General features: G+C 41.2%; 16 protein-coding genes, 1 tRNA gene and 1 pseudogene. 16 read left to right on the top strand and 2 right to left on the bottom strand.

Going from position 1 to position 22364, the window contains the following annotated elements:
- Nucleotides 1-204 precede the first annotated feature (204 nt).
- The 7 genes from alr (at nt 205) to HWQ42_RS30535 (ending at nt 10663) form a co-directional block, all read left to right on the top strand.
- Nucleotides 205-1392 (top strand): alanine racemase, encoded by a 1188-nt coding sequence (gene alr, locus HWQ42_RS30565; protein ID WP_292818636.1) that lies wholly within the window; start codon nt 205-207, stop codon nt 1390-1392.
- 114 nt (nt 1393-1506) lie between these two features.
- Nucleotides 1507-1588 (top strand) — tRNA-Leu (locus HWQ42_RS30560).
- Between the two features lie 882 nt (nt 1589-2470).
- Nucleotides 2471-3538: a response regulator gene (locus tag HWQ42_RS30555; protein WP_292818633.1), complete on the top strand. Its 1068-nt coding sequence runs from the start codon at nt 2471-2473 to the stop codon at nt 3536-3538.
- A gap of 62 nt (nt 3539-3600) precedes the next feature.
- Nucleotides 3601-3978, top strand: coding sequence for a response regulator (locus HWQ42_RS30550; RefSeq protein ID WP_069071198.1), 378 nt, complete (start codon nt 3601-3603; stop codon nt 3976-3978).
- A gap of 4 nt (nt 3979-3982) precedes the next feature.
- A complete protein-coding gene (locus HWQ42_RS30545) occupies nt 3983-4480 on the top strand; it encodes a chemotaxis protein CheW (RefSeq protein WP_292818629.1) in 498 nt (165 codons plus the stop codon).
- Between the two features lie 61 nt (nt 4481-4541).
- Complete coding sequence (locus HWQ42_RS30540; protein WP_292818626.1) at nt 4542-7352, top strand: methyl-accepting chemotaxis protein; 2811 nt, start codon at nt 4542-4544, stop codon at nt 7350-7352.
- Nucleotides 7353-7630: 278 nt separating this feature from the next.
- Nucleotides 7631-10663 carry a hybrid sensor histidine kinase/response regulator gene (locus HWQ42_RS30535; RefSeq protein WP_292818623.1) on the top strand — a complete coding sequence of 1011 codons (3033 nt, stop codon included), beginning with the start codon at nt 7631-7633 and terminating at the stop codon, nt 10661-10663.
- 57 nt (nt 10664-10720) lie between these two features.
- Here HWQ42_RS30535 and HWQ42_RS30530 read toward each other — a convergent pair whose 3' ends face one another.
- Nucleotides 10721-13276, bottom strand: coding sequence for a hypothetical protein (locus HWQ42_RS30530; RefSeq protein WP_292818620.1), 2556 nt, complete (start codon nt 13274-13276; stop codon nt 10721-10723).
- Between the two features lie 852 nt (nt 13277-14128).
- Between HWQ42_RS30530 and HWQ42_RS30525 the strand changes: the two are divergent.
- Nucleotides 14129-14236: pseudogene (locus tag HWQ42_RS30525) on the top strand (Uma2 family endonuclease); the annotation flags it as partial.
- A 136-nt stretch (nt 14237-14372) separates the two neighbouring features.
- A complete protein-coding gene (locus tag HWQ42_RS30520; protein ID WP_292818618.1) occupies nt 14373-15341 on the top strand; it encodes a PEP-CTERM sorting domain-containing protein in 969 nt (322 codons plus the stop codon).
- A 133-nt stretch (nt 15342-15474) separates the two neighbouring features.
- On the opposite strand, the gene HWQ42_RS30515 is transcribed toward HWQ42_RS30520, so the two are convergent.
- On the bottom strand, nt 15475-15759 hold the full coding sequence (locus tag HWQ42_RS30515; RefSeq protein WP_292729064.1) for a DUF427 domain-containing protein: 285 nt from the start codon (nt 15757-15759) through the stop codon (nt 15475-15477).
- Nucleotides 15760-16332: 573 nt separating this feature from the next.
- Between HWQ42_RS30515 and HWQ42_RS30510 the strand changes: the two genes are divergently transcribed.
- From HWQ42_RS30510 to HWQ42_RS30480, 7 genes are all read left to right on the top strand, one after another.
- Nucleotides 16333-16557 (top strand): hypothetical protein, encoded by a 225-nt coding sequence (locus tag HWQ42_RS30510; RefSeq protein WP_292818616.1) that lies wholly within the window; start codon nt 16333-16335, stop codon nt 16555-16557.
- A 253-nt stretch (nt 16558-16810) separates the two neighbouring features.
- Nucleotides 16811-17215, top strand: a complete 405-nt coding sequence (locus HWQ42_RS30505) for a hypothetical protein (RefSeq protein WP_292818613.1) — start codon at nt 16811-16813, stop codon at nt 17213-17215.
- 278 nt (nt 17216-17493) lie between these two features.
- Nucleotides 17494-18726, top strand: coding sequence for a damage-control phosphatase ARMT1 family protein (locus HWQ42_RS30500; RefSeq protein ID WP_292818610.1), 1233 nt, complete (start codon nt 17494-17496; stop codon nt 18724-18726).
- Between the two features lie 330 nt (nt 18727-19056).
- Complete coding sequence (locus tag HWQ42_RS30495) at nt 19057-19272, top strand: hypothetical protein (RefSeq protein ID WP_292729074.1); 216 nt, start codon at nt 19057-19059, stop codon at nt 19270-19272.
- Between the two features lie 7 nt (nt 19273-19279).
- Nucleotides 19280-19705: a type II toxin-antitoxin system VapC family toxin gene (locus tag HWQ42_RS30490; protein WP_292818607.1), complete on the top strand. Its 426-nt coding sequence runs from the start codon at nt 19280-19282 to the stop codon at nt 19703-19705.
- A 113-nt stretch (nt 19706-19818) separates the two neighbouring features.
- Nucleotides 19819-21387 (top strand): metallophosphoesterase, encoded by a 1569-nt coding sequence (locus tag HWQ42_RS30485; RefSeq protein WP_292818604.1) that lies wholly within the window; start codon nt 19819-19821, stop codon nt 21385-21387.
- Nucleotides 21388-21565: 178 nt separating this feature from the next.
- On the top strand, nt 21566-22324 hold the full coding sequence (locus HWQ42_RS30480; protein WP_292818601.1) for a YebC/PmpR family DNA-binding transcriptional regulator: 759 nt from the start codon (nt 21566-21568) through the stop codon (nt 22322-22324).
- Nucleotides 22325-22364: the final 40 nt, after the last annotated feature.

Here is a 22364-nt window from a genome sequence, read left to right as displayed (position 1 = left end):
TCTCGTAGAGAAGAACGGAGTGAAAAATTGAGCCGTAGATTTACTTCTAATTCATAACTCTTAACCTTTACTTTAGCGCCGCAACATCTTGTATCAATTCCAATCTGAAGGTTAAACTTCCTATTTAATCTGATCTCGCTTTTAGGAGCGTGTATAGATAGATAACTTGCAAGTTTAGCCGTGGCGGGATAGGAGTCAGTACAAATGTTAAGTCGCAAACAAATCCCTGGTGTAGTTCCTAATCAGCAGTGCGATACCTACGCGTGGTTTTCGCAACGAGCTTGGGTAGAAATTGATTTAGAGGCGTTGTCGTACAATGTAAAGCAATTGGTGCAGTTTTTATCGCCGCGTACCCAGTTGATGGCAGTAGTAAAAGCTGATGCCTATGGACATGGAGCGGTGACAGTCGCCCAAATTACCATCCAATCGGGAGCTAGTTGCTTGGGAGTGGCTACAGTTCCAGAAGCTATTCAATTGCGAGAAAGTGGGATTCAAGCGCCCATTTTGATTTTAGGGGCAACTCATACACTAGAGCAGATTCATGCGATCGCCCAATGGAAACTTCAGCCCACGCTTTGTAGCCCTAAACAAGCTTTAGTATTTTCCGATATTCTGGAATCGATGAATCATGGTTCTCCAGTGCCCGTACACATCAAATTAGACACGGGAATGTCGAGGTTGGGAACTAATTGGCAGCAAGCTGGCGAATTTGTGCAATTAGTGCAGCGATTACCACATCTTGACATTGCCAGTATTTATTCTCATTTGGCGACAGCAGACGATCCCGATACCACGGCAATGGAAGAACAGCATAAACGATTTGAGGATGCGATCGCTCAAATCAAAGCAATGGGAATTGAAGTACCTTGTTTGCACTTGGCAAACTCAGCCGCCACCCTCACAAATCCGGCATTGCACTACGATATGGTGCGTGTAGGTTTAGCTGTTTACGGACTTTATCCAGCAACCCATTTACAAAATGCGATCGATCTCAAGCCTGTTTTGCAACTTAAAGCACGAGTTACCCAAGTTAAGACAATTGTCGCAGGAACAGCTGTTAGCTACGGTCATAAATTTATTGCCCCGCGTGAACTTCGCCTCGCCGTCGTGGGAATTGGCTATGCAGACGGTGTTCCTCGCAGTCTTTCCAACAAAATGCAGGCGTTAATTCGCGGTCAGCGCGTATCGCAAATTGGGACAATTACAATGGATCAGTTGATGCTGGATGTTAGTGCCATACCCAATATCCAAGAAGGAGAAATAGTCACCTTATTAGGAGAACAGGGAAAAGAAGAAATTTCAGCGGACGATTGGGCAAAACAATTAAACACTATTTCTTGGGAAATTCTCTGTGGATTCAAGCATCGTCTGCCTCGTGTTGGAGTCATGTAATTGGGCATGGGGCATTGGGCATTGTTATTCTTTTCTTGCTTCCCCAGTCCCCATTCCCTATTCCCTATTCCCTATTCCCAAAAATAATTTCTTATGGTACGATAGTAAACTGATGCGGATGTGGCGGAATTGGCAGACGCGCTAGATTTAGGTTCTAGTTCCGAAAGGAGTGAAGGTTCAAGTCCTTTCATCCGCACTTTTGACAAATTAAATCGCCTTATCTAGGCTGGTAATTATACTTGAGTTAAAAGTTCAAGGATAGTTGCCAGCCTATTTAAATATGGCTTAAATAAAAATATGTTTCGCCAGCATAGCTTCAAATATAAGAGGATATTTGAAAATTTGTTTGTGGTGGGCTGCACCTGTAAACAAGGCGGGGAAAGACTTTTAGCTTCATAAGTCTGTTCTTCAGATGATAGTAAATGTGTAAAAGTGGATAATTCATAGTGGACTTAATAACCTACAATTTTCGTAGGTAGGATGTGTTAAGGATACAACTTACCATGCCGAGTCCTTTCAGTACCCTACTCTCGGCGGTAAAACACTCTGCAAAAAACAAGTTTTGCATTCTGTCTAATCTAAGTTCTTAAATGCAAATAACAAAAAATACATTTATTGCTTTCAATAAATAAGTATTATTACTGTGGTCAATTTGAAGTTACTCGATGCAAAGTGACTTCATTCAGTTCTTACTTGTTTAAAAACTAGATTTTACTTAAGTGTAAATACAGAAGTTCAAAGATATTACCATCAACAAAATCAGTATTATTCCTGTGGTCAGATTGGGGTTACTCAATGGAAAGTGGCTTCATCTAGTCTTGACATTTTTATGTCTTATTTCTCGAAAGATGTTTATAAATCTCAGTAACACTAAGTAAATTAATTACAATTTACGAATTTACTAAGATTTAATCATCTGAAAACACGCTACTCTCGTTGAGTTTCACCACAAATATATATGTAAACTAATGTATTTTAAAATACAAAAGTTTAATGCTTTTTACTTGATTTTAATTGTGGAATAACTCGACACGAATTTAGCTTACACGTATCGAATTTTAGCTGAAGTAAAAGCAAAATGAGCACAACTCCTATAGGTAGCTACAGGTTGTTCCAGAAACTACATCCGCTATCTCTGTTGGCACAATTAACTAGTCGGCGTGCTACGGGTTGCTTAAGCGTATTTACCGGGATAGTTTCTTGGTCAATCTATCTAGAGGACGGTAAACTTACTTATGCCTCCTATTCAGATAAACTATTTGAGCGCCTTGACAGTCACTTACGGCGTTTGAGTGAACAAATTCCTGCTCTCAACAGTGCCACTCGCGTACAGATGCGGCTGATGTTTGAGACGAAGAATGAACATCAATCAATACCAAATGCAGATTACCAAGCTATTTGTTGGTTAGTAAATCATGACTATATTACTTCTGTGCAAGCAGGAAGCCTAATAGACGGATTGGCAAAAGAAGTAATGGAATCATTTCTGTGTTTAAAAGAAGGTAGCTATGAATTCAGCCCAGAAAATTCTTTGGATGAACTACCAAAGTTCTGTCACCTGGATTTACGGTTGCTTGTTGAACACTGTCAAAAGCAGTTACGAAATCGCCAAAATATTCAGTCATCAATTCCGGCTGGTGGGAGTTCCCAAGTTTTTTATACAACACAATCGTCTCAAGTTCAGCCACAACTGCAAATAAAGCTTGGGCAAAAATTGCCAATACCAATTAATTTTGATATTCCTGAGAATAATAAAATTACTCAGCCACCTGTTGGCAAAAAACTATATACAATTGCCTGCATTGATGATAGCCAAACTGTTTTGAATTCCATTAAGCACTTTTTGGATGAAAACACATTTTCAGTTGTCATGATTAACGATCCGGTAAAAGCTTTAATGCAAATTTTACGGAGTAAGCCCGATCTGATTTTGCTAGATGTTGAAATGCCAAGTTTAGATGGCTATGAACTATGTTCTTTATTACGTAAACATTCAGCTTTTAAAAATACACCGATCATTATGGTGACTGGGAGAACAGGGTTTATCGACAGAGCAAAGGCTAAAATGGTCAGATCGTCAGGATATTTGACCAAGCCTTTTACACAATCAGAATTGCTAAAAATGGTTTTTAAGCATCTTGGTTGATTGAAATAAAGCACATAAAAATAACAAAATATGTTTAATTTATTTTTTTAGGAGATTTGATAGTGAGCCTGACTTTGCTTGGCACAATTTTGATTGTAGAAGATTCTCCCAGCGAATTGGAATTGATGAGCCATTATCTCAAAGAGAGTGGTTACAACGTAATTAAAGCAAGTGGTGCAAAAGAGGGTTTAGAAAAAGCTGTGTTAGAAAAACCAGATGCGATCGTTACTGATGTAGTAATGCCAGAAATGAGCGGATTTGAATTGTGTCGTTCTCTGAGAAGAAATCCAATTACTGCAAAAGTGCCGATTGTAGTTTGTAGTTCTAAAAATCAAGAAATTGACCGTTTGTGGGCAATGAGACAAGGTGCAGATGCCTATATAACTAAACCTTATACCCGCGAACATCTCCTACGTACTATTAAATCAGTGGTAATTTGAATCAATGACTAGTCCAAACATTACTCTTTCTTCAAAACCAATCCCGAAGAATTTAGCAGATAGTTATCTGAAGTTTCAGCTAAATCAACAAACAACTGCTGTTTTATCAATGAGGCATACGCAAGAAGCAATTCTTGTGCCTGTTGAATCTATTACGTCAATACCGAATATGCCGTCCTGCATATTAGGATTAATGAATTGGCGGAGTCGGATAATTTGGGTAGTTGATTTGCCTAGAATGCTCAATTTAGAATCCCTAGATTATCGACTGCGGCAGTACAATGTAATCGTTATCCAAGTGGAATCATTAGTGTTGGGCTTAGTTGTACAAGAAATAAAAGGTACAACCAAGTTTCTAGTTGATGATATTCATTCTCCTATAGGACAAGTGACATCCAGTTTAGTTCCTTATTTATGTGGGTGCGTTGTGCAGCAGGAAGAAATATTACTGGTATTAGATGCACAGGCTATTGCACAGTCTTCTATTCTCCGCAGTGATTAGGGTTTACTACTAAAAACAGCTTTTTAGTATTCTTATTCACATACTTAGGAGAATTAATTTTATGTTTAATAAAACCAACACGAATCAAGGTAATAGCGCTCAAAATCGAGCATCACTGATTTCATCTCAAAAAGCTATGGGAACTGTAGTAAAGCTACCAAATAAGCTGACTACTGAAAGTGCTAATAGTTCTTCTTGGAATCAGGGGATTGCCTATTTTACAAGGCTGGGATTAGTTAAGAAAGCGACTATTTTAGCGATCGCAATGGGCACAATACCAATTTTGGGCATCGGTGCGATCGCTTTTGGTTTTGCCAACAAATCCATTACTAAGCAAATTACCCAATCTCAACAAGCCGAAGCCACTGGCTTAAGTGATAAAGTTAACCGCTTTATGCTGGAACGCTACGGTGATATTCAGGTAATATCAAACTTGCTATTTTTGACAAATTCTCAAGCTAGTATTAGTACTCAGGAAAAGCAAGCAGTTTTAGATCGGGTTGTCGAAGCCTACAAAGCTTATGACAGCATTGCTGTTTTCGATCGCCAAGGTAACTTGATTGTCAAGTCTACAGGCGAACCCCTGGAAAATCAAAAAGACCGTACCTTTTTTCAAGACGCTTTACAAAAAGAGACTCCTGTCATCAGCAAACCGGAAGCAGTAAAAAATACTGGTGTCCTGAGTATTTATCTAGCCGCACCTGTGAAAGAGACAAGAACGGGTCAAACTATTGGCGTGGTACAAGCACGTATGCCCGTAAAATCTTTAGAGGAAGTTACCAAAAACTACGCAGCCAACGGACAACAATACTATTTGCTCGATGCTTCAGGAACGGTTTTCTTGAGTCCCCAAAAGGAATTATTGGGGAAGGAGGCTAAGGAAGAGTATTCTAATTTACCCAAACTGCTAGCAGCCAAAAAGGTAGATAGTTTTATAGAAGTTCCCAAAACTGACAAAAAACAAGAACTAGTTAGCTATGTACCAGCTAGTACGATAGATGGTTTACCTGATTTAAACTGGCAGGTACTTTTAGCTACAGACACTACAACTGTATTTGAACCGCAAAGACAATTGTTGTGGACTATAGCCATCGGTACAGCAGCGACAGCATTAATTGTGGGTGCGATCGCATCTCGGTTAGCTAAACTGACTACACTGCCAATTCTCAATGCAACTGCGGCATTAGCAAAACTAGGTCAAGGTAAATTTAATACCCGTCTGGAAATTGAAAGAGAAGACGAATTAGGGGTATTGAGTGCAAATATCAACCTAATGGCAGAACAATTGCAGGTCTTAGTTAAAGAACAGCAACAGGAAGTAGACGTTGAAGGGGCAAAATTACTAGCAGATATTACCCTACGGATTCGGAAAATTCTCAAAACTGAAAATATTTATCACGCAGCAGTCAAAGAAGTTCAGCGAATCCTCAAAACAGACCGGGTAATCATTTATAGTCTGAATCCAGATACTTTGGCTGGCGTTGTCGTTGCGGAATTAGTAACTGGTAATTGGCCGGAAATGCTGGGAGTGCAAATTGATGACCCCTATTTTCGAGAACATTATTTAGAAACTTATCTCGATGGAGAGGTACAAGCGGTTGCCAATATTCATCAAGACCAAAGCCTAAAAAATGCTGACGGCTACATCCAACTGTTGGAAAAATTTGCTGTCAAAGGTCATTTAATCGTACCAATTCTTGCCCAAGAAAAACTTTTAGGCTTATTAATTGCTCATCATTGCGAAACTCCTCGTGTTTGGCAACAGCCGGAAATTGACTTGTTTCAACAAATAGCAATTCAAGTCGGCTATGCCTTAGAACAAGCCAAATTATTAGAAGAGATAGAAAAAGTTAGAAATGTAACTGTAAGTGCTTCAGACGAAACACTGCAACAACAACTTTTACAACTACTCAACGACGTAGAAGGTGCAGCCAGAGGCGATTTGACAGTGCGTGCAGACGTAACTGCTGGGGAAATCGGTACTGTTGCCGACTTCTTCAACTCCATTGTAGAAAGCCTCCGGGATATTGTTACCCAAGTTAAACAAGCTGCCATCCATGTAAATAGTGCCATTGGCTCTAACGAAGGAGCCATCCGCCACCTAGCAGAGGAAGCGCTAACCCAGGCTGCCGAAATCAACCGCACCCTTGATGCTGTTGACCAAATGACCCAATCCATGAAAGCTGTAGCCGAAAGTGCTGAAAAAGCTGCCTTCATTGCCAACCATGCTGCTCACACTGCTACCAAAAGCGGACACGCGATGGATTTAACAGTACAAAATATCCTCTCTTTGCGAGAAACTGTGGGTGAAACTGCTAAGAAAGTGAAACGTTTGGGAGAGTCTTCGCAACAAATTTCTCGCGTGGTTTCCTTGATTAACCAAATCGCGATTCAAACTAACTTACTAGCTATCAACGCCGGTATTGAAGCAGCGCGTGCGGGTGAGGAAGGTCAAGGTTTTGCCGTAGTGGCTGAAGAAGTCGGCGAACTAGCAGTTAGGAGTGCCGCCGCAACCCAAGAAATCGAACAAATTGTTGAAAATATCCAACGAGAAACCAGTGAAGTAGTGCAAGCAATGGAAATAGGCACTACCCAAGTGGTAGAAGGTACTCGAATTGTGGAGGAAGCTAAACAAAGTCTGAGTGAAATTTTAGATGTATCTTCTCAAATTGACTCCTTAGTGCAGTCGATTTCCACTGCAACAGCATCTCAGGTTGAAACATCACAAAGTGTTAGCCAATTAATGAAAGATATCGCTGCTATATCACAACGTAGCAGCGATTCTTCTCGCCAAGTTTCTGAATCTCTGCAACAAACTGTGGATATTTCCCAGCAGTTGCAAGAGACTGTCGAGGCTTTCAAAGTTAGTTAAGTTTGTCATTTGTCCTTTGTCCTTTGCGATTTGCTAGTGATGAATGACGAATGACTTTTGTTATTTGTCTGTTGTCATTTGTCCTTTGTCCTTTTACTAATGACCAATGACCAATGACCAATGACTAATGACCAATGACCCTTCGGGTGACGCTCGTGCCTCGCTAACGCTGCGCTAACGCCAGTTGCTCATGGGGGAAACCCCCATCGCCTTTGGCGTCTCCCCTTGGGAGAAGACCGCACTGGCTCACCAATGACCAATGACTAAGGACAAAAACCATGCTACAAGACAAAGAATTAGAAATCCAGATGCAGTTTCTGGAAGAAGCAACGGATTACTTAAATACCTTAGAAGGGGTATTGCTAGAAATTGATACTAGTAACCGTATCGATTTGGATAAAATCAATGCTGCACTCCGGGCCACTCATTCTATTAAAGGTGGTGCGGGGATGATGGGATTTAAATCGCTAAGTGATTTATCTCACCGTCTGGAAGATTCCTTTAAAGTTTTAAAAACTAAAAAAAATTCTTTAGAAATTGATACTCAGTTGCAAAGTTTATTGCTATCTGGAGTTGACTGGCTGCGTCAAATTGTCGAATTGCTTGCAGAAGGGAATGTTGTCGAAGATCAGTGGTTAGCAACTTTTTGTTATCCCATCTTCGATGAGTTGCACGATCGCTTGGGCGACCCTACCCCAGAAGATGCCTCAACCATGCTATCTCCAGAGGACGGGCAAGACGTTATCCCCTTGCTATTTGCCACAGAAGTAGAAGAGTGTTTGCAGCGTCTAGAATCTATATTGGCAGATAGCGAACAAGCCGGATTGCATGAAGAAATTGCGATTATGGCAGCCGAGTTAGGCGGTTTGGGAGAAATGCTCCAGTTGCCAGCTTTTAGCAAGCTTTGTGAGTCGGTAACGCAGCATTTGGAAACTGTTAGTAGCGATGTCTTCGACAACCCCTCCGGGGAACGCATTCCCGAAATTGCTCAGTTAGCATTGCAAGCATGGCGGCGATCGCAAGCTTTGGTGCTGACAAATCAATTAGATAACTTGCCTACAGAAATTGATTTGGGTAGTTCGCAATCCCTGCCACTATTGCCAGCAGAAGTAATACCACAACTTTTCCCTACAGATGTCATCGACACAGAAGTAGTGTCAGCAGCGGTTTGGCAAGCAGAAATCACTCCAGAAACTTGGGTTAAAGATGAAGCAATCGCAGCCAATTTTACATTTGTAGATGCAGAATTTGCTGACGATGTAAATTCTGTCAATGTAACTGAACACAATACAATATTTGCTAAAGAAGATAATCCTTCCGATGCCAAATTTAGCGAAGGCAAAGAAGAGCCAGTTGCCGTTAGTAAAGAACGGGAAATACATGAAAATAGCGTCCGAGTCCCTAGCAAACAGCTAGAGCAAATTAATGATTTATTTGGCGAACTGATTGTTCAGCGAAATGGCTTAAACTCACAACTTGAAAGATTACGCAAACTCGTTCGTAACCTCAACCAGCGAGTCCAAACTCTCGACCGCGAAAACCAGGAATTACGTATAGTCTCCGACAAAATTTCCACTCAAGCTACTTCACAGCTACAAGCCGAAAATGTCCACCAAGTAGAAGGTACAAACACAGAATTTGATGCCTTAGAAATGGATCGCTATAACGAATTAAACCTGCGATCGCAGGAAGTTATGGAAACCATTGTTCAGGTACAGGAAGTCACAACAGATGTGCAACTCAGTGTAGATGATACAGACAATATTGCTCGTAAACTAAACAAAACATCGAAACAATTACAAACAAAGCTAAATCACATCCGAATGCGGCCGCTGTCCGATTTAATCGAACGTTTTCCGAGAGCTTTACGCGATTTAAATGTCGAGTATGGCAAAAATGTCCAGTTAAAAATCGAAGGTGGCAACACCTTAATTGAACGCAGCATTTTAGAAGCTTTAAACGAACCTTTAATGCACCTATTAAGGAACGCTTTCGATCATGGTATCGAAGACTCTGCCACGCGTCGCCTTTTGGGTAAACCAGAACAAGGATTAATTGAAATTACAGCGACTCACCGCAGTAATCGCACTCTCATTACTATCCGTGATGATGGTTGGGGCATTTCTCTAGAGAAAATTCGCACCCGCGCCCTAGCTATGGGATTAGATGCTTCTTTACTTGCTAATGCTAGTGACGAAGAACTATTATCACTAATTTTTGAACCAGGGTTTACTACCTCCGAACAAGTCACAGCATTATCTGGTCGCGGTGTCGGTATGGATGTGGTTCGCAACAACCTCAAATTAATTCGAGGAGATGTGAAAGTTGATACGGAACCAGGAGTTGGTACTACTTTCACCTTATCAGTGCCCTTTACACTTTCGGTTGCGCGAGTTCTACTGGTAGAAATCAACAAAATTCTATTAGCATTTCCCACAGATGTCATTTCAGAAATATCTTTGCTTCAAGACGATCGAGTTTTTGAAATGGCTGGTAGCGAAGTTTTAAATTGGCAAGGAACCATGCTGCCACTGATTCGCCTAATTCGTTATTTAGAGTTTAATTGCCTACGCTACGATAGCGCAGAGTTGGAAATTCCGGCAGCCATTAGTACTAACAGCGTGTTAGTAGTCAAAGGTAATAATCAGCCAGTAGCCATCCAAATAGATCGTTGCTGGGGTGAACAAGAAGTTGCGATTCGCCAAGTCGAGGGAAATATACCTTTACCTGAAGGCTTTAGCAACTGCACAATTCTCGGTGATGGTCGAGTAGTGCCACTAGTTAATGTTAATGAGTTGCTGTATTGGATTGCTACAAATAAAAAGACACCCAGAGGAACTCAATTACCATCAGCAAGGTTAAAAACACCGTTCCTGATATTTGATGAAGAGAAAATGTCGGCAGCATCTATTAAGCAGAAAGGCACAATTTTAATCGTAGATGATTCGATTAATGTTCGCCGCTTTTTAGCCCTGACCCTTGAAAAAGGAGGGTATCAAGTAGAGCAAGCTAAAGATGGCCAAGATGCCTTAGATAAACTCCATAGTGGATTGAAAGTTGAGGCAGTAATTTGTGATATTGAAATGCCTCGCCTTGATGGTTATGGCTTTTTAGGTAAGGTAAATTCAGACGTGGATACAAAAAATATTCCAGTTGCGATGCTGACTTCTCGTAGCAGCAATAAACATCGGCAACTAGCTATGCAATTGGGGGCACGGGCTTACTTTTCTAAACCTTATAACGAGCAAGAGTTATTGCAAACCTTGGAGGAAATAATTCATTCGGTTGCAGAACAGGCAGCTTCTAATTAAAAATTGACAATTACTAATTCCTAATTTACCAGCTTGGAACTCGGTGTTTTAGACGAACTATGCTTGCAACACAAAATCTGATGTCGTAAGAGTTGGTGCACCAGTTAGAGTCGCAAATAAACCACCGCTACCAAAACCTGCCACATCGCCATTTTGGTTGTAGAATAATTGTCCACTCACAGCGTTGTAGACAATTTTCGCTGTGCTAGTCTCTGGTGAATTCGTGATTTTAAAATTACTGTTGTTACTAAAACCTGTTCCCGCAACAGAGGTGATAGCACTAAAGGTAGTCAATTTCAGTACAATCTTGTCACCTTCGGAACTGTTGAAGTCAGCGATCGCGTCTTGACCAATATCAGTCCGAACAAAAGCAACATCGGTGTTGTAAAGGAATGTGTCAGCACCCGCGCCACCAACGAGAATATCATTGTTTACACCACCCACAAGAGTATCATTACCTTCTCCACCGATGAGAATATCATCGCCTGACCCGCCCCGCAGCAAGTCATTGTCACTATTACCATTAATGATGTCATTACCCCCTTGACCATTAATCACATCATTGGAGTTGTCAAAACCGGCGATGTTATTATTTAAGTCATTCAGAAAGGTGACAGTGTTTTTGTTCCAAATGCTGGTTTGAGTCGAGTTGGCATTAATTACATCAAAGCTGTCGGTGATTCTAGTTTGCTCATTAAATAGAACATTGCCGAGTGCAGATATGGAAGAACTTGCTGGCAGATTATCCAGATTTTCTAAGAGGAAGTTTTGCAAAGTGACTTTGGTGTTAGCCACATTTTCAAAGGTGACTTCTAAGTTGTTGCCATTTTGAGTTAGTTGCAGATTTTGGGCAGTCAATCCTGAACCGATAAATTGCAGTGTATCAACATTGACAATTAGCTCTGGCAAAGAGCTTGAGCCTTTACCTATACCAGCAAAATCGGTGATAATGTCATTGCCATCCTCAGAGCGAATAATAAACTTATCTTCACCACCATTGCCTGTTAGAGTATCGTTACCAGCTGTGCCGTCGATGATGTTGTTGCCAATTGTGCCAAAAAGAGTATCTCTACCAGCAGTTCCCGACAACTCTGTGGTGCCGATATTCTTCCCCCCAAATACCACGTAGCTTTGCCCTGAGCTTTCGCCATTGGAGTCTGCATAAGGTGCCCCGATAATCAGGTCAGCGATGCCGTCACCATTGATGTCTCCGCCACTACTGATAGACCTGCCTGAGTTGTCACCTTCTGCGATACCGTTGATAACGAAGCCGTTAGTGCTGTCGAGGCTAGAAAGGTCGAGAGTGGGGCTAAAGTCTGTGCTCTTGCCAAATACCACGTAGCTCTGCCCTGAACTATCGCCATTGGGGTCGGACTGCCATGCCCCGATAATCAGGTCAGCGATACCGTCGTCGTTAACATCTCCAGCACTGCTGACAGAATAGCCTGAAAAGTCAAACGTCGCGATGCCGTTGATCGCAAAGCCGTTAGCGCCGTTGAGGTCAGAAAGATTGAGAGTGGGGCTAAAGCCTGTGCTTTTGCCAAATACCACGTAGCTCTGCCCTGATAATATGTCGTTGGGGTCGGCATAAGGTGCGCCGATAATCAGGTCAGCGATACCGTCGTCGTTAACATCTCCGGCACTGCTGACAGAATAGCCACTGCTGGCAAAATAGCCTAAGTTGTTATACGTCGCGATGCCGTTGATTGCAAAGCCGTTAGCACCGTTGAGGTCAGAGAGATTGAAAGTGGGGCTAAAGCCTGTCCTCTTGCCAAATACCACGTAGCTCTGCCCTGGCCTCTCGCCGTTGGGGTCAGCATAAGGTGCGCCGATAATCAGGTCAGCGATACCGTCGTCGTTAACATCTCCAGCACTACTGACAGACCTGCCTGAATCGTCACTCCCCGCGATGCCGTTGATCGCAAAGCCGTTAGCACCGTTAAGGTCAGAGAGGTTGAGAGTGGGGCTAAAGCCTGTGCTCCTGCCAAATACCACGTAGCTTTGCCCGGAATAATTGCCGTTGGCGTCGGCATAAGGTGCCCCAATAATCAGGTCGTCAAGACCGTCACCGTTAATGTCTCCGGCACTGCTGATAGACCTGGCTGAGTTGTCACCAGCATTGATGCCGTTGATTGCAAAGCCGTTAGCACCGTTGAGGTCTGAAACATTGAGAGTGGGGTTAAAGCCTGTGCTCTTGCCAAATACCACATAGCTCTGCCCGGAATAATTGCCGTTGGGGTCGGCATTTGATGCCCCAATAATCAGGTCGTCAAAACCGTCACCGTTAATATCTCCGGCACTGCTGACAGACCTGCCTAAGTTGTCACCAGCATTGATGCCGTTGATAGCGAAGCCGTTAGCGCCGTTGAGGTTTGAGAGATTGAGAGTGGGGTTAAAGCCTGTGTTCTTGCCAAATACTACGTAGCTTTGCCCTGACAATATGCTCTTGGGGTCGGCCTGCCATGCCCCGATAATCAGGTCGTCAAGACCGTCACCGTTAATATCTCCGGCACTGCTGACAGACCAGCCTGAAAAGTCAAAGCTCGATATGCCGTTAATAGTGAAGCCGTTAATGCCGTTGAGGTCAGAGAGATTCAATGATGAATTAACCATGATTTTCTCCTGTGTTTGTAGTGATTGAGTATTCGTGAGCCTTGGTAAAAAATGGAATTTGCAGCTAGACAAACACTAATTGCCTGCACGGACTCACAAAAAATTTTTGCTTTCAAACCTGCGTCCCGTTTGTAATTCGTAATTAGGAAATTTAATCACAAAGGCTTACAATTATGAGTTGTATTGATAGCGGTCTTTCAATGCTAGCTAGTCAACGGATTTAACTTTATTAGTAAAAACTACTTTGATAACCGTTAAATTAATTAAATACTCTGATGAATATCTAGCCGTTGTCAATATGGTTAGCTTTGATTATGGTCAATTTTTTAACGTAACGTGAATCCGACGGCTATTTAGTAACTGCCTAATTAGCGTCAATATTGAAACTTCTCCTTGGTTTTACTACGCAAAACTATCCCTCTCGCCCGTCGGAGAGGGACTGGTAACGATAGCTTGTTCATTTGTTACCAATGCAGAAGCTGTTGTTAGGAATAAAGTTGTTGTCTTTACCACAGCTTGTAATTCGTTATCAACACAAGTTATTTTGTTACGAATGCTTATCCGTTAGCAACAAAAACTTGTCCGTTTGTTAACAACACAAGTTGTTTCGTTCAAAATGCTTATCTATTTGTGACAAAGCTTATGCGATCGTTACTACAACTTAAGCAAAATTTATCAATACAAGTCTTAACCACAGCTTACAGCTATTTTCAGGTAAGCAACATCAAGGAGAATAGGCTCACTTCCTAAAATCCAAAGACAGAAAATGCTAAGATTCCAATCAAATATGGCATTTGCACAGCTATGACACCCACGCTGCACAAATCAATCTCTTGAGCAGAGTTTCTCAAACTGCCAAAAACCAAGCCTGCTAGTGAATTTATCGATGGTCGTATCTACCAGAAACCAATGCCACAAGGCAAACATTCCCGGCTACAACTAAAACTTTGCAACTTAATTTAACAGTTACGCAGGTTTTTGCATGGCTAAAACCAACAAAAATTAATTCCTAAAGATGATTAGTATTCAGTTAAAAAATGTAAGGCTAATATCCCAGAGTTTTTAAATTTTGAAAAATTAATCCGAGGAGTTTTAGGTGACAAAAAACCATAAAAAAAAGGCTATTGCTGAAGCTATTTCCACAGTCGTTGCTCTGGGTTGGGTGATAATGCAAGTGGAATCAGCACAAGCTGCTAACTTGGTGGTTAACAATCTCAATGATAGTGGTGTTGGCTCATTGCGAGACACGATCAACATTGCAAGTAACAATGACGTGCTAGAGTTCTTATTGAGCAGTAATCCTAGTACAATCACCCTGACGAGTGGAGTACTTGCGATGCCTGCGGCGGGCTACGCCTACGCAAAAAATCTCACTATTAATGGCCCAGGTGCTAACTTACTTACTATCAGTAGCAATAATCACTTACCCGTGTTAGACATTAACGCCGCGAATGTTACACTTTCTGGGCTTGCGATCGCTGGTAATTTCAATGCTTACAATTCTAGTAACCTAACCTTTATCAATAGCACTGTTAGCGGCGACAATTTTAAGATAGATAGTAACTTAAAACTTATCAATACCACTATCAGCAGCAATAATATTGAGATTAATGCTAGTGATGTGGTAACGCTCACCGATCATAGTCACTTAGTTAGCAGCAACAATACTGAGATTAATACTAGTACACTGATTGTCCAAGATTATAGTAGCATCGGGACTGCTAACGGCATCACTTTAAGTAGCTCTACTGCTAATCTTGGCTTAAATAATAACGGGCAAATTAATGCTGGTGGCAATAATTCAGAAGCAGCAGGCACTATAACTGTTACAGCCAGTGCCAGCGTTTTGGTGACAAGAGTACCCGAACCCAGTGCTGGTAGTAGCCATAATTCAGGATCAGCAGGCAACATAACTATCAACTCTGGTACTTTGATATTGAACCCTGGTGCTATTATATCGAAACCAGTACCCGAACCAAGTGCGATCGCTGGTACTATACTTGCTGGTAGTCTGGCTTGGCTGGTGAAGAGAAAGCAAGTAGTATTTCGCAAGTCGAAGGTATAATTACTTACTAAAATAAATTTGTAAATGAAATAGTTTAAATAATTAGCCCGTCTGTGCGGGCTAATTATTTTATGGACAATTAGTCGGACATAATATCAATTACCTGAAACTAAAATAATTCCAGGAACCTTTCTTAAGCCTCGACTTTTACACCCTTCCAGAAAGCCACATAACCTTCAATATTCTTAGCCTTCTCCTTGGCGCTGGGATAATACCAAGCAGCATCTTTATTGGTTTGCCCCTCAACTTCGATACTGTAGTAACTGGCAACACCTTTCCAAGCACAAGTAGTGTGGGTGTTACTTTCAGTAAAGTACTGCTTGTTAATGGTGTCAACAGGGAAATAATGGTTTCCCTCGACAACTACAGTATTATCACTCTCGGCTAAAACAACTCCATTCCAAATTGCTTTCGGCATAAATGACTTTGTAAATAAACTATACATATAACATTTTTACACTATCAGCTTATTTGTAGTGAATTTATGGAACCCGTGACGCTGCCAAAATAGTTCAGAAGTCACTAAGAGGCAATGAGTTACAGGATTTACCTCTAGATATTAATTACAATCACTTTTACTTATCAATTTGAAAATTAAAAGCATTTGCTTCCATCAGAAATATTTTCTAACATATTGATATGGAAAGTTAATTAGCAAAAATAAAGTTGGTTTTCGGTTGATAGCCTTGTGCAAAAAATATCTAAATATGTAAGCGATGCCTGGGGTGAGCTACGCTAAAGCACTTTCTAGAAATACTTGTCAGCTAAGGATTTTATTTAGCATATATTTGCATCTTTGAAGCTCTGACTAAACCTTCTTTCAATGTTCAATTTCTCCAATTTGGGTGAATTTGACTAAGCCGTTTGGGTAATTAACAAATCAATCCATCAGATGAACTGATCCTAAAAGGTTGAGATTAATAAAACGGTGGACTCTATTACTAGAGAATACTGATTGCAATTGCATTTTGTTCTAATTGAGGATAACTCTATGAAATTCACAAATTCGCTAAATTCTGCACATATTATTGCTTGGATTAACTCTATGCCTAAAATCACTTGCTTTCATCAAGCCAAGAATCACAATTCCCCATCAATAAACACAGCCGTAAACTCTGAAACTTCTCCTAGCTATTCCACAGATCCCAATTATCTCAAACCCTTTGATACTGCTTTTATTGCCTATTATATGATGGGTTTTGGTAATTTTGAATGAGCTAAGTTACTTCTGGGCTTCTGAGGTATAGCTTATATTATTTTATCAATTACAGCTTTGTTTCCAAAATACTCCATTCTTACCCTGTAGTAATTCTCTTAAAAGCTTAGTTTTCAAAGTTTTAGGTAATTGTCTAACTCAACTTTGTGAGTAATAAATTAACAAACATGATCTCTAATTATAAGAGCTTGAAATTGCTAGAAAAGAAGACTCTATTAATTGAAAACACTAATTAATCTTTACCAAGGATAAAATGATGAAATTCACAACTTTGCTCAATTCTGCACTTATCATTGCTTCTATGGCTTTTATGCCTGGAATTGCTGGCGCTCAAACAGTTAATAATAACAATGGTGGTGGACAAATAAATACAGATATCAACTCTAATACTTTACGTAAAAATCCTACAGATACTAAATATCTGCAACCCTTTAATATTGCCTTTCTAGCTTATCAAGGTTATTTAAAAGAGCAGGGTATTCCCAGTGGGGGCACTTTGTTATTCAAATACCAAACCGGATACTTGACTGCGAAAGATGTGGTTCAAGCTGCTATCAGGGCTAATAAGTTACCAGCGGAAGTTTTGAACGATCAAGGTTACGTCAACGCAGTCGAGTTACAGATGAGATCATTTGGCGACATTAATGATTCACAATAGACAATTTAGGAATGCTGGAATCAATTTCCGCATCTTTCTATAACTTTAGACGCGATAAATCGCCGTCTCTACAATAATCAGTCTTTCGTCTTGACGGCGATTTATCGCGTCTCTGCGATCTAGAATTTTCATCACAAAACCTTAACCAAACCGTATTGGAACCACTCCAGCGATTTTGTTTGCATTGGTCGAGTTATCCGGCTTTTGAGTTGATTAGGTTTGAAAGAAAGTCGCACACAGCGTTAGAATAACTGAAAATATGAGGAGAATCAAAGTTTGTGGTGAATATATCCCACATCCCCAAATTACCCATACCACCATCTCTTTTGGGGTCAGAAGTTGGTTCTTTTACTGAGTATACAGTTACTCAACGAATGCCTGCGATCGCTCGCAAAGTTATCGCTGAAAATAATTTCTCGTCTGAAATTAATACCAGCTTAGAAAATCTAGCTATAGAATTGTCAGCAGGATATGTGCAACCTCTTTTAAATAAGAGTACTGTAGATTTTTCAGCCTGGAATACATATTTAGAATTATACAAAGGTCAGCGTTGGCTAGATGTTCCTTGGTTTTTTGCCGAAACTTATTTTTTTCGGTTGATTCTAGAAATTACCAATTATTTTCGCCCTGGTGTCTGGCAAGGTCTCGATCCATTTGAGTTACAAAAGTCTCAAAGTTTAGAAGCATCCCTAGATTCGATTATTCTACTGTGCGATCGGGTTAACAATTGGTTAAATAATTCCCAACTGAAGGGAGAATCAAATCAAACAGCTTTAATAGCATTGTTATATTTTGCTTTGTGGGGAAATCGAGTTGACTTGAGTTTATGGTCAGCATCCGAGAGCGATCGCAGTCGTTTTGATATTCAAACTCAACTAGCTCATATTTTAGTAAATGATGCCTCTCAAGTCACGAAATTGTTAACCAACTCTCAAGGGGGACGGATTGATTTTGTTGTAGACAATGCTGGTTTTGAACTCGTTTGTGATTTATGTTTAGTAGATTTTTTATTAAGTAGCGGATTGGCTAATCGGGTTTACCTACACTTAAAGCCACATCCAACTTTTGTTTCTGATGCCATGATTAAGGATGTACATTACACAATAAGTTTTTTAGCCGCTAGTGGAAATCAACAACTTACATCTTTTACCCAAAGACTCCAAGACAATATTGCATCAGGACGTTTAGTACTATCTGAAGATTACTTTTGGACATCGCCTTTAGCCTTTTGGGAAATACCCAACTCCCTCAAAAATGAGTTAGCTAATGCGAGTTTGGTTATAGTCAAAGGAGATGCCAATTATCGCCGATTATTAGGCGATCGCCACTGGGATCTTACCACCAACATTGCAGATATAGTCTGCTACCTACCTATGCCAATGGTAGCTTTACGCACCCTCAAGTCAGAAGTAGCAGTTGGTTTAAAACCAGAAGTTATTGAGAAAGTAGCAAAATCTGACTCTTCTTGGTTGACAAATGGACAGTGGGGTGTGATTCAGTTGGTGGTTTAGGCAATTTTTGAAAAATCGAGATAATTTGTAAAAGAAGTATACGTATCTTCACTACTTATAGGGTCGTCTACCCTACCCGTATCGCTACAACCAGCTTAGGATAGACTAGTGCCGCAAGGCGGAAGTCAAAAGTCATACCATTTTGGATTTTAGATTTTAGATTTTGGATTGTGAAACATCCATTGGATAAGTGTTTCAGTTTTCCATCTGTCGCAATCATTTTTCAAATTGGTATCAAAAGTCAAAAGAATTGTATTCCGAGCTTCTTGCGCCATTTGAAATGGTATGTTTATTTACGCCGTGCTGTACTAGAAGCAATTTTTGAGGAAAATGGTAGAAAAAATCACCGCTATGTTTAATGGCAAAGTGTTCTATCCATCTGAACCGATCGCACTGCCAATCAATACCCGCGTGCGAATCAGCATTGAAATTTTACCGCCAAGCGAACATGAAACGGTATCATTTTTGCAAACAGCGCGATCGCTCAACCTCGAAGGGCCGCCTGACTGGTCTGCCAATATAGATAAATATTTGTACAGTAAATAAACTTTTCATGCATTCTGAAGTCTTTCTTGATACATCATTTGCCATTGCCTTATCTGCACCGGGCGATCGCTTGCATGACCGAGCCTTACATCTGGCTAAAATGTTACAAGCAGCAGAAACTCGTTTGGTGACAACACAGGCGGTGATGTTGGAAATTGGCAATGCCTTATCCCAACAACCTTATCGTCAGGCGGCAATCATATTATTAAATTCTCTAGTAGCAGACTCCAAAGTAGAAATTGTCCCCCTTTCCCAGGAACTTTACGAACGTGCTTTCGAGCTATATCGCGAACGAACAGAGAAAGAATGGGGATTTGTCGATTGCGTTTCTTTTATTGTTATGCAATATAGCGGAATCACTGAAGCACTGACTGCCGATGAGCATTTTCAACAAGCAGGCTTTCGAGCATTACTGCGAGAAAATTTGCCGTAAGGATTGGGTATTGGGCATTGGTTATTCACAAATGACTAATGACAAATGACTAATGACAATTAAATATTTCGTTACAATCGGCGTGTGCGTTAGGCATTCAAGAGTTATCAGCCATGAAATTGATTTCCGATCCACCGATTCCTGTGAAAATTCAAAAGATGAAGGAACGGGTGCGGTGGATGCATCCAAGTTTTGTGCAACGAGGAATTGACCAAACCAGTCTAGTTATTGACGATCGCAGGCAAGATAATCCAGAATTTTCCTTTATGGTTATCGGCGATTCCGGCACTAAATCTCATTCTCGACACCACCCCCAACGAAAAGTTGCCGAACTGATGCTGACTCACCGCGACGATTGCAGCTTTGTGTTGCACACTGGCGATGTCATCTATGTGGTGGGTTCCCAAGAATATTATTCAACAAACTTTATTGAGCCTTACCGGGAATTTCTTGTCGGTGGTGACAACCCGAAAGGTATTCCTTATGACCGCATGGTGTTTAATCTGCCGTTCTTGCCAGTACTTGGTAATCATGATTACTACGATGTGCCGTTGATGTACCGTTTATTGACTGGCACAACATCGTCACTGCGTCGCCTGTTCCGCTACAAAGATATCGAGATTGGCTGGCATGGATCGTATCAAGGTAATGCTTATGCACGAGCATTTATGGACTACACCCAGGCGATGTCTCCACAAGAGTTAGAACGTCATTTAGATCGGCACTACACTGCTAAGACTGACACTGGGCGCTGTTTACGTTATGAACCTGGACAGTTTACCCGTTTACCCAATCGCTATTACACCTTTCGTTACGGCGGGATTGACTTTTTTGCACTGGATTCTAATACCTTTAATACACCCTCACCTTTACCTGCAACGAAAGAAGGGGAAATTTACCGTCGGGAATTGCAAAAACGTCGCCATGAGATCGATCAAGAAGAATTGCAGATTTTGAAAATATATGATCGCCTCAACCCAGATAAACCCACCGAAGCAGAACAACTTGATGACCTTAGTGCCAAATTAGACCAAATAGACGAAATCAAAATCGACATTGAAAAACAACTAGCATCTCATCAAATGCCTGCGATCGACTTTGAACAACTTGAATGGTTGCGAAGCAGACTAATCGAATCTTGGAACACCTCTGAAGTGCGCGGACGTATAATCTTTTTCCATCATCCTCCCTACGTCACAGAAGCTACCAAGTGGAATCAGGCCCAAACCTTGGCGGTTCGTCACCGTTTGCGCTGGGTGTTTGAACAAGTGGCAGAAACTCTTGGTACTCTAATTAAAGAACGTCCCATAGTCGATTTGATTTTAAACGGTCACGCTCACTGTTTGGAGCATCTTTGCACAACTGACACCGGATTTGCAGACTCGCATATTAACTGTATTATCTCTGGTGGGAGCGGTCATCGTCCCCGCTATCAACGGCGAGAAGGGACTGAATTGATGGAAACTTTTGCTGAGATTGCAGGTAAACCCACTCGGAAAGTTGCGGATTCAACGCTATTTGTCGGCCGTCATAACTACAATTTCCAGAACCGACTGCCTTATTCATGTGTGCGGATTGATGTTCTGGATGGTACCCCGCCCAAGTTTATCATCAGACCGTTGATTACTGAACGGGTTGAACAAGAGTGGCATAACACGGAACTTGAACCTTTTGCGATCTAAACGGGATGTGGTAAGTAATTGAACTACACCATTCCCCATCTCACTTGAAAATCAAATCTCAGTGCTGCTGGGTTGCTTTGAGTGATTCTGTTGGCGAACTTTTACCAAATGCACATTTGCATCGGAGTAAAAGCTAGGTATATCCTAATCTTAAATAGAGTTACGATCATCTCAAATTATGGCAGGACATAGTAAATGGGCAAATATTAAGCGCCAAAAAGCGGTAGTAGATGCAAAAAGGGGAAAAACTTTCACTCAGTTATCCAGGGCAATTATCGTTGCGGCTAGAAGCGGCGTGCCAGATCCGGCGCTGAATTTTCAACTTCGTACAGCAGTTGACAAGGCAAAGGCTGCGAGCATTCCCAATGATAATATTGAACGAGCGATCGCTAAAGGTGCAGGCACTTCTGGCGGCGACAATGCTACTTTTGAAGCGATTCGCTACGAAGGTTATGGCCCTGGTGGTGTAGCGATTTTAATCGAAGCCCTCACAGATAATCGTAATCGCACTGCTGCTGACTTGCGTGTAGCTTTTAGTAAAAATGGTGGCAATCTTGGCGAAGTAGGTTGCGTTAGCTGGATGTTTGAACAAAAAGGTGTTTGTGTAGTGGAGGGTGTAGTTGACGAAGAACAGCTTTTAGAAGCATCCCTCGAAGGTGGTGCCCAGTCTTATGAGATGACTGAAGATAAGATAGCTGAGGTATTTACTGATATTGGAAATTTAGAAACCCTTAGTCAGACACTCAAAAATCAAGGCTTTAAGGTAACTGATGCCGAATTGCGCTGGATTCCTAGTAATAGTGTAGAAGTTACCGATCCCGATCAGGCGCGATCGCTATTCAAGTTAATTGATACTTTAGAAGGCTTGGATGACGTGCAAAATGTCACAGCTAACTTTGACATAGCAGAAGAATTGATGGCTCTCAGCATTCCCTAATCAAAATTAACCCAGGCCAGGTATCATAGCCAAATTACAG

Origin of the sequence: Nostoc sp. JL23 (genome assembly GCF_017115065.1) — a bacterium.
Taxonomy (GTDB): domain Bacteria; phylum Cyanobacteriota; class Cyanobacteriia; order Cyanobacteriales; family Nostocaceae; genus Nostoc; species Nostoc punctiforme_A.
The sequence above is the reverse complement of the archived record's forward strand: the minus strand, read 5'-3'. Positions and strand labels throughout refer to the sequence as shown.

Coding starts and splice junctions, on each gene's coding strand:
- HWQ42_RS30480 (WP_292818601.1), top strand. CDS start 21,566: ATGGCAGGACATAGTAAATGGGCAAATATTAAGCGCCAAAAAGCGGTA.
- HWQ42_RS30530 (WP_292818620.1), bottom strand. CDS start 13,276: ATGGTTAATTCATCATTGAATCTCTCTGACCTCAACGGCATTAACGGC.
- HWQ42_RS30510 (WP_292818616.1), top strand. CDS start 16,333: ATGAAATTCACAAATTCGCTAAATTCTGCACATATTATTGCTTGGATT.
- HWQ42_RS30505 (WP_292818613.1), top strand. CDS start 16,811: ATGATGAAATTCACAACTTTGCTCAATTCTGCACTTATCATTGCTTCT.
- HWQ42_RS30490 (WP_292818607.1), top strand. CDS start 19,280: ATGCATTCTGAAGTCTTTCTTGATACATCATTTGCCATTGCCTTATCT.
- HWQ42_RS30555 (WP_292818633.1), top strand. CDS start 2,471: ATGAGCACAACTCCTATAGGTAGCTACAGGTTGTTCCAGAAACTACAT.
- HWQ42_RS30540 (WP_292818626.1), top strand. CDS start 4,542: ATGTTTAATAAAACCAACACGAATCAAGGTAATAGCGCTCAAAATCGA.
- HWQ42_RS30485 (WP_292818604.1), top strand. CDS start 19,819: ATGAAATTGATTTCCGATCCACCGATTCCTGTGAAAATTCAAAAGATG.
- HWQ42_RS30495 (WP_292729074.1), top strand. CDS start 19,057: ATGGTAGAAAAAATCACCGCTATGTTTAATGGCAAAGTGTTCTATCCA.
- HWQ42_RS30545 (WP_292818629.1), top strand. CDS start 3,983: ATGACTAGTCCAAACATTACTCTTTCTTCAAAACCAATCCCGAAGAAT.
- HWQ42_RS30515 (WP_292729064.1), bottom strand. CDS start 15,759: ATGCCGAAAGCAATTTGGAATGGAGTTGTTTTAGCCGAGAGTGATAAT.
- HWQ42_RS30535 (WP_292818623.1), top strand. CDS start 7,631: ATGCTACAAGACAAAGAATTAGAAATCCAGATGCAGTTTCTGGAAGAA.
- alr (WP_292818636.1), top strand. CDS start 205: ATGTTAAGTCGCAAACAAATCCCTGGTGTAGTTCCTAATCAGCAGTGC.